The 7714-nt window shown below is 74.4% G+C and carries 6 protein-coding genes; 4 read left to right on the top strand and 2 right to left on the bottom strand.

Going from position 1 to position 7714, the window contains the following annotated elements; genetic code table 11:
* On the bottom strand, positions 1-433 hold a 433-nt coding region (locus QK440_RS33745; protein WP_282797064.1), incomplete at its 3' end, for a septum formation initiator family protein.
* A gap of 66 nt (positions 434-499) precedes the next feature.
* A complete protein-coding gene (gene rsmH / locus QK440_RS33740; RefSeq protein ID WP_282797063.1) occupies positions 500-1459 on the bottom strand; it encodes a 16S rRNA (cytosine(1402)-N(4))-methyltransferase RsmH in 960 nt (319 codons plus the stop codon).
* A gap of 415 nt (positions 1460-1874) precedes the next feature.
* Between rsmH and QK440_RS33735 the strand changes: the two genes are divergently transcribed.
* The 4 genes from QK440_RS33735 to QK440_RS33720 all read left to right on the top strand — a co-directional run bounded on the left by QK440_RS33735 (position 1875) and on the right by QK440_RS33720 (position 7548).
* Positions 1875-2429, top strand: a complete 555-nt coding sequence (locus QK440_RS33735) for a carbonic anhydrase (protein ID WP_282797062.1) — start codon at positions 1875-1877, stop codon at positions 2427-2429.
* A 282-nt stretch (positions 2430-2711) separates the two neighbouring features.
* Positions 2712-3731: a MoxR family ATPase gene (locus QK440_RS33730; RefSeq protein WP_282797061.1), complete on the top strand. Its 1020-nt coding sequence runs from the start codon at positions 2712-2714 to the stop codon at positions 3729-3731.
* Complete coding sequence (locus QK440_RS33725) at positions 3731-5146, top strand: DUF58 domain-containing protein (RefSeq protein ID WP_282797060.1); 1416 nt, start codon at positions 3731-3733, stop codon at positions 5144-5146. Before QK440_RS33730 ends, QK440_RS33725 begins: the two co-directional genes overlap by 1 nt.
* Entirely contained in the window at positions 5143-7548 is a 2406-nt protein-coding gene (locus tag QK440_RS33720) for a DUF3488 and transglutaminase-like domain-containing protein (RefSeq protein WP_282797059.1), read from the top strand. Before QK440_RS33725 ends, QK440_RS33720 begins: the two co-directional genes overlap by 4 nt.
* Positions 7549-7714: the final 166 nt, after the last annotated feature.

Here is a 7714-nt window from a genome sequence, read left to right as displayed (position 1 = left end):
GGGGCGCCGGGGGCACCGGGGCCAGCGGCACGGGCGGGCGGGCCGCCGACTGGCGCAGGGCGGGCGGTCCCGGCGCCGCGCGGGGGACGCCGCGGACGGTGCCGTCGGGGCTCAGGAAGGCCGGGTCGCCGCCGGGGACCATGCCGAGTTCGCGGGCGCGGCGCTGGAGGGCGTCCGGCGCGGCGTACTCGTCGACCTCCCGCTGGAGCTGCTGCTCCTCGTCGGTGAGGTCCTGGGTCTGCCGCTTCACCTTGGTGAGCTGGAAGGAGCCCTCGTTCAGCGAGGAGTTGAGCATCAGGAGCGTGATCAGGCCGCCGCCGAGCAGCAGCACGACCAGGAGCATGAACGGGGTGCGGGCCGCGCGGTCGTGGCCCGTGGGCAGCAGCCGTGCGAGACGCGCCGCCCTCCCTCGGAGCTGCGGTTTCCTGCTCACCCGGCCTCCTCGCGGACGCGGCTCACGGTGTCTCCCGCGGGGCGGGGGCCCAGCCGGTGGTGCCGGTCATACGACGTCCTCACGGATGCGCTGCGCCCCGCGCAGCCGCGCCGGGGCGGCCCTGCGGTTCTCGGCGATCTCTTCGTCGGTGGGCAGCTCGGCGCCGCGCGTGAGCAGCTTGAGCCGCGGCTGGTACTCCTCGGGCACCACGGGCAGGCCGGGCGGGGCGGTGGTGGCGGCGCCGGCCGCGAACACCTGCTTGACCAGGCGGTCCTCCAGGGAGTGGTACGACAGCACCGCGATGCGCCCGTCCACGGCCAGCGCCTTGACCGCCGCGGGAATGGCCCGCTCCAGGACGCTCAGCTCGCCGTTGACCTCGATGCGCAGGGCCTGGAAGGTGCGCTTGGCGGGGTTGCCGCCGGTGCGCTTGGCGGCCTGCGGCAGCGCGTCGCGGATCAGCTCGACCAGGCGCGCGCTGGTGCTGAACGGCTGCTTCGCGCGCTCGCGCACGACGGCCGACACGATGCGCTTGGCCTGCTTCTCCTCGCCGTACGCGCGCAGGATCCGCACCAGCTCGCCGGGCGGGTAGGTGTTGAGCACCTCGGCCGCGCTGATGCCGGTCGTCTGGTCCATGCGCATGTCGAGCGGCGCGTCCTGGGCGTACGCGAAGCCGCGGTCCGCCTCGTCGAGCTGCATGGAGGAGACGCCGAGGTCGAACAGGACGCCCTGGACGCGCGGCACGCCGAGCCGGTCGAGCACCTCGGGCAGCTCGTCGTAGACCGCGTGCACGAGGGTGGCCCGGTCGCCGTAGGGCGCGAGCCGCTCGCCGGACAGGCGCAGCGCCTCCTTGTCGCGGTCCAGGGCGACGAGGCGCGCCTCGGGGAAGGCCGACAGGAGTGCCTCGCTGTGGCCGCCGAGGCCGAGGGTGCAGTCGACGACGACGGCTCCCGGTCGCGTGAGCGCCGGGGCCAACAGGTCCAGGCACCGCTGGAGCATCACCGGGACGTGTCGACTGTTGCCGGTCAAGGGGCCCTCTCAGGTCCGGCGGGCGCCCTACGCACCGCTGGGTCCCCGCCCGCTCGGTGAAGGGGAACCGGACTGCCGGCGCCGGGGAGGCGGCGTCAGCCGACCGGGAGCGGGAGGAGGCCGAGCCGTACGTACGCGCCACGCACGTGGGGAATTCTGCGAATCTCCGGATTTACCAGCAGGGAGTAGGTCTCCTCTCCCGCTTCGCGTCACTTTAGTCCACGGTGTGCCGCGGTCAATCAACTGGCCTGCGCGGCGCGCGCCGGGGTGCCCGCGGGGCCGTGCCACCGGGCCCCGTCACCCGTTCGGACCTGCCCGAACCTACCTGTGGATTACCTCACAACAACAAGCAATGCGGTTCTTTGTCCGTTCTCACAGCGGGCCGGGGCGATCAATGGCTATTACCGTCGACGGCATGTCGACTTCTTCCCCGGGCCATACCTCCGCAGCGCCGACCGGCGGCATAGCCGCGGAAGGAACCGTCACCGACCGACTCGTCGAGGCGAACCGGCGCTACGCCGCCGCCTTCACCGACCCGGGCATGGACGCCCGGCCCGTCCTGCGCGTCGCCGTCGTCGCCTGCATGGACGCCCGCCTGGACCTGCACGCCGCGCTCGGGCTCCAGCTCGGCGACTGCCACACGATCCGCAACGCCGGCGGCGTCGTCACCGACGACGTGATCCGCTCGCTGACCATCAGCCAGCGCGCGCTCGGCACCCGCAGCGTGGCGCTCATCCACCACACCGGCTGCGGCCTGGAGTCGCTGACCGAGGAGTTCCGGCACGAGCTCGAGATGGAGGTCGGGCAGCGGCCCGCGTGGGCGGTGGAGTCGTTCCGCGACGTCGACCAGGACGTGCGGCAGTCCATGCGGAAGGTGCGCACCTCGCCGTTCCTGCTGCACACCGACGACGTGCGCGGCTTCGTCTTCGACGTGCAGACGGGTCTGCTGCGCGAGATCGACCCGGCGTGACCCGCCCGGCACGGTGTGCCGCGGTGGTACCGGGTACCGCACAATGTTCGGTACCCGAAACACCACAAGACCGGGCATAACAGCGCCAGTTGTCCACAGGCGAGTGACACGAACCGGTAAGCCCCACAAGAATGCCTGTGTGGCAGCGCGCTGAACTCTTCACGCGTGCTGTCCGTGTTTCGGGGTGGGCCGGTCCGCACATCGAGTTGGCGGCCCGGGGAACCATGGAAAGAGGTGTCCCTTGCTCTTTGCCGAGCGTGGGGAAGGGCCGAGGAGGGCCGGGTGACGACCTATGACGATCGAGCGAGCCTCACAGATCTGACCGCGACGGCGGAGCGTGTCCGCGGGTCGGTCGAGGGTGTGATCGAGGGCAAGCCGGAGGTCGTACGGCTTTCGCTGACGGTGCTCCTCGCGGAGGGACACCTGCTCATCGAGGATGTTCCGGGCGTGGGCAAGACCATGCTCGCCAAGGCGCTGGCGCGCTCCATCGACTGCTCGGTGCGGCGCATCCAGTTCACGCCGGACCTGCTGCCGTCGGACATCACGGGCGTGTCCATCTGGGACCAGCAGCGCCGGGACTTCGAGTTCAAACCGGGGGCGATCTTCGCGCAGATCGTGATCGGCGACGAGATCAACCGCGCGTCGCCCAAGACGCAGTCCGCGCTCCTGGAGTCCATGGAGGAGCGCCAGGTCACCATCGACGGCCAGACGTACGAGCTGCCGAGCCCCTTCATGGTGGTGGCCACGCAGAACCCGGTCGAGATGGAGGGCACCTATCCGCTGCCCGAGGCGCAGCGGGACCGCTTCATGGCGCGCGTCTCCATCGGCTACCCGGCCCCGGAGGCGGAGCTGCAGATGCTGGACGTGCACGGCGGCGTCTCCCCGCTCGACGACCTCCAGCCGGTGGCGCACGCGCACGACATCGTGAAGCTCATCGACGCGGTCCGCACGGTCCACGTCGCCGAGCCCGTGCGGCGGTACGCGGTCGACCTGGTCGCCGCCACCCGCACCCACCCCGAGCTGAGACTCGGCGCCTCGCCGCGCGCGACGCTGCACCTGCTGCGGGCCGCCAAGGCCTCCGCCGCGCTCAGCGGCCGTGACTTCGCGCTGCCGGACGACGTCCAGGCGCTGGCCGTCGCGGTCCTCGCGCACCGGCTGCTGCCCACGGCCCAGGCGCAGCTCAACCGGCGTACGGCCGAGTCGGTCGTCGTGGAGATCCTCCAGCGCACGCCGGTCCCGGCCGCCCAGCAGCCCGGCGGAGGGTTCTTCGGCCAGCAGCCGCCCGGCGCCCGGGGGCTGTGATGACCGCCGGGGGGAGGCCGTCGGCGCACCCTGGTGAGGAGGGGGCCGACCGGGGCGACCGCAGCGGTCTGCGCACCGCGCTGTCCGGCCTGACCACCCGCGGCCGCTCCTTCTTCGCGGCGGGCGTCGCCGCCGCCGTCTGCGCCTACGTCCTCGGCCAGAGCGACCTGCTGCGGGTCGGGCTGCTGCTCGCGGTGCTCCCGCTGGTGTGCGCGGGCGTGCTGTACCGCACGCGCTACCGCGTCGCGGGCAGCCGCCGGCTCGCCCCCGCGCGCGTGCCCGCCGGCGCCGAGGCGCGCGTGCACCTGCGGATGGAGAACGTCTCGCGGCTGCCCACGGGCCTGCTGATGCTCCAGGACCGGGTGCCGTACGTGCTCGGGCCGCGGCCGCGGTTCGTGCTCGACCGCGTGGAGGCGGGCGGGCGGCGCGAGGTGTCCTACCGCGTCCGCTCGGACCTGCGGGGCCGCTATCCGCTGGGCCCGCTCCAGCTGCGGCTGACCGACCCCTTCGGGATGTGCGAGCTGACCCGCTCCTTCTCCACGTTCGACATGCTGACCGTGGTCCCGCGCGTGGAGGCGCTGCCGCCGGTGCGGCTGACCGGCGAGGCCAAGGGGTACGGCGACGGGCGGCACCGCTCGCTGGCCCTCGCCGGCGAGGACGACATCATCCCGCGCGGGTACCGCTACGGCGACGACCTGCGCCGCGTCCACTGGCGCTCCACCGCGCGCTACGGCGAGCTGATGGTGCGCCGCGAGGAGCAGCCGCAGCGCTCGCGCTGCACGGTGCTGCTCGACACCCGCGCGGTGGCTTACCAGGGCGCGGGCCCCGACTCGGCGTTCGAGTGGGCGGTGTCCGGCACCGCGTCCACGCTCGTGCACATGCTGGAGCGGGGTTTCTCCGTACGCCTGCTGACGGACACCGGGAGCTCGCTGCCCGGCGAGGGCGCCGAGGGGTTCGCGGGCGCCAGCCAGGAGTCCGCGGACTCCGCCGGGCTGATGATGGACACGCTCGCCGTGATCGACCACTCGGACGGCGCCGGGCTCTCCCGCGCCTACGACGTGCTGCGCGGCGGCAACGAGGGCCTGCTGGTGGCATTCCTCGGCGATCTCGACGAGGAGCAGGCCGCGGTGCTCGCCAAGATGCGGCGGCGCAGCGGCGCGGCGGTCGCCTTCCTCATGGACGGCCAGGCCTGGCTGCGGGGGACCGAGGCGGCGCCGTCCGCGCCGGCCGCCGACCGGGTGCGGCTGCTGAACGAGGCGGGCTGGACGGCGGTCGCCGTGCCGCCCGGGGTGCCGCTGGTGGAGCTGTGGCGCCGGGCGGACCACCTGCGCGCGGGCGCGGGGCCCCAGGCGGCGAACGCGAGCCCCATGACGGGCGGGCCGGGCGGGACCGGTGGAAGAGGGGGATGGACATGAGTGGGCGTACGCGGCTCGCGCTGTGCGCCGCCGCCGCGACGCTGCTGGCGTCGGGCGCGATGCTGCCGCTCGTCGAGGCGTCGGGCTGGCTGGTGCAGGCGGCGGTCCTGCTCGCGCTGCAGAGCGGCGTGGGCGCGCTGGCCCGGCGGGTGCCGCTCGCCAGACCGCTGACCGTGGCCGCCCAGGCCCTGGTCACGCTGCTGCTCCTGACGCTGGTCTTCGCGCGGGAGCAGGCGCTGGCCGGGGTGATACCCGGGCCGGAGGTCTTCCGGCACTTCGGCACGCTCCTGGAGGCGGGCAGCGACGACGTGGGGCGGTACGCGATCCCGGCGCCGCTCACCGACGGCATCCGGCTGATGCTGGTCGGCGGCGTCCTCGTGGTGGGCCTCGCGGTGGACGCGCTCGCGGTGACGTTCCGTACGGCGGCACCGGCCGGGCTGCCGCTGCTCGCCCTGTACTCGATCGCGGCCGGGCTCTCCGAGGACGGCGCGGGGTGGCTGTGGTTCCTGCTCGCGGCGGCCGGGTACCTGCTGCTGCTCCTCGCGGAGGGCCGGGACCGGCTCTCGCAGTGGGGGCGGGTCTTCGGCGGTCCTGCCAGGGCGCCGGCCTCCGCCTCGGGCCTCGACGGCGACGGCGGCGCGCTCGCGCCCGTGCGCACGGGCCGCCGCATCGGCGCGGTCGCCCTGGGCGTCGCGCTGGTGGTGCCGCTCGGCCTGCCGGCCCTCGACGGCGGCCTCCTGGACGACTCGGACGGCCCCGGGGTGGGCGGCCGCGGCAAGGGCGGCACGATCTCCGCGGTGAACCCGCTGGTCGCGCTGCAGAACAGCCTGAACCAGCCGGAGGACCGCGAGGTCATCTCGTACCGCACGAACGCCAAGGACGTCCAGGACCTGTATCTGCGGATCGTGTCGCTCGACCAGTTCGACGGGACGACGTGGAAGACCACCGTCCGGGACGTCGAGGACGTGCCCGCGCGGCTGCCCGAGCCGCCGGGCCTGTCCCCCACCGTCCGCAGGACCGAGATCCAGACGAACATGTCGGCCGCGGACAGCTACGCGCAGAACTGGCTGCCCATGCCGTACCCGGCGAGCCAGGTGCGCATCGAGGGCCGCTGGCGGTACGAGCCGGTGGGCCGCACCGTGGTCGGCGACCGCAAGCAGACCACGCGCGGCGCGCAGTACTCCGTGAACAGCCTGGTCCTGGAGCCCACGGCCGCACAGCTCGCGGCGGCGCCCCAGCCACCGGCCGCGCTGAAGCGGGAGTTCACGAAGGTGCCGGACACGCTGCCCTCGATGGTGGCGGAGACGGCCCGCAAGGTCACCCGGGGCGCGGCGAACGACTACGAGCGGGCGGTGAAGCTCCAGGACTGGTTCGCCTCCGACGGCGGCTTCACGTACAACACCCAGGTCCGCGCGGGCAGCGGTCCCGCGGCCGTGGTGCGTTTCCTGGAGCAGAAGGAGGGCTTCTGCGTCCACTTCTCCTTCGCCATGGCCTCGATGGCGCGCACGCTGGGCATCCCGGCGCGCGTGGCCGTGGGCTTCACCCCGGGCTCGGCGCAGGCGAACGGCACGATGTCGGTGGGCCTGCGGGACGCGCACGCCTGGCCCGAGCTGTACTTCGAGGGCGTGGGCTGGACGCGCTTCGAGCCGACGCCGAACCGCGGCTCGGTGCCGGACTACACCCGTGAGCAGAGCCCGGCCGACGACGCCGAGGACCCGGCGGCGCCGGCGCCGTCCACCTCGGCGGCGCAGTCCCCGCAGCCCTCGCAGTCCTCCGACTGCCCGCGCGACCAGCGCCGGCAGGACGGGTGCAGCAGCGCGTTGCCGCCGCTCGCGGTGGACTCCGACGACGGCGGGCCGCCGGTGGGGATGATCGTCGGCGGGTCGCTCGCGGCCCTGGTCGTCCTGGTGGTGCCCCTGCTGCCGATGCTGTGGCGGATCCGGGTGCGCGCGGTGCGGCTCGGCGTCGGCGGGCGCACGGAGGCGGACGCCGCCGCGCGGACCCTCGCGGCCTGGCTGGAGGTCACGGACACGGCGTGGGACCACGGGATCGCGCCGGAGGAGTCCTTGACGCCCCGGACGGCGGCGGCCCGGATCGTCCGCCTCGGTCAGTTGGACACGGCCGCGGCGGAGTCGGTGCACCGGGTGGCCGCGGCGGTCGAGCAGGTCCTGTACGCGCCGCGGCCGCTGCTCGCGACGGGCCTCGCGGACGACGTCCGGCGGCTGCGTGAGGGGCTGCGCGCCTCCGCGAACCGCTCGACCCGGCTGCGAGCGACGCTCGCTCCGCGCTCGGCCGCGCGGGTGATGTGGGCGGCGGCGGACCGCTGGACGGCCCTGCGCGTCCGGCTGCGGGAACGCCTGCCGAAGCGGTGGCCCACGCGCCCGGCGGCGCGGGGCGGTTGAGCGGCGGCGACCGCCGCGGTACGGCCACGAGGGGGTGAGCGCCGGTCGGCGCCCACCCCCTCACGCCGTGGGTGGACGCGGTTCCTGGCCGGTGGTGGGTGCGGGCGGTGTGTGCGGGTGCACACGTCGAGGGCGGCCGGACCCGGAGTGGCTCGGGGCCTCGCGC

The sequence above is a fragment of the Streptomyces sp. CC224B genome (assembly GCF_030010595.1).
GTDB classification, from domain to species: domain Bacteria; phylum Actinomycetota; class Actinomycetes; order Streptomycetales; family Streptomycetaceae; genus Streptomyces; species Streptomyces longispororuber.
This window is presented reverse-complemented; position numbering and strand designations above follow the sequence as displayed.

Coding starts and splice junctions, on each gene's coding strand:
- QK440_RS33735 (WP_282797062.1), top strand. CDS start 1,875: ATGTCGACTTCTTCCCCGGGCCATACCTCCGCAGCGCCGACCGGCGGC.
- QK440_RS33720 (WP_282797059.1), top strand. CDS start 5,143: ATGAGTGGGCGTACGCGGCTCGCGCTGTGCGCCGCCGCCGCGACGCTG.
- QK440_RS33725 (WP_282797060.1), top strand. CDS start 3,731: ATGACCGCCGGGGGGAGGCCGTCGGCGCACCCTGGTGAGGAGGGGGCC.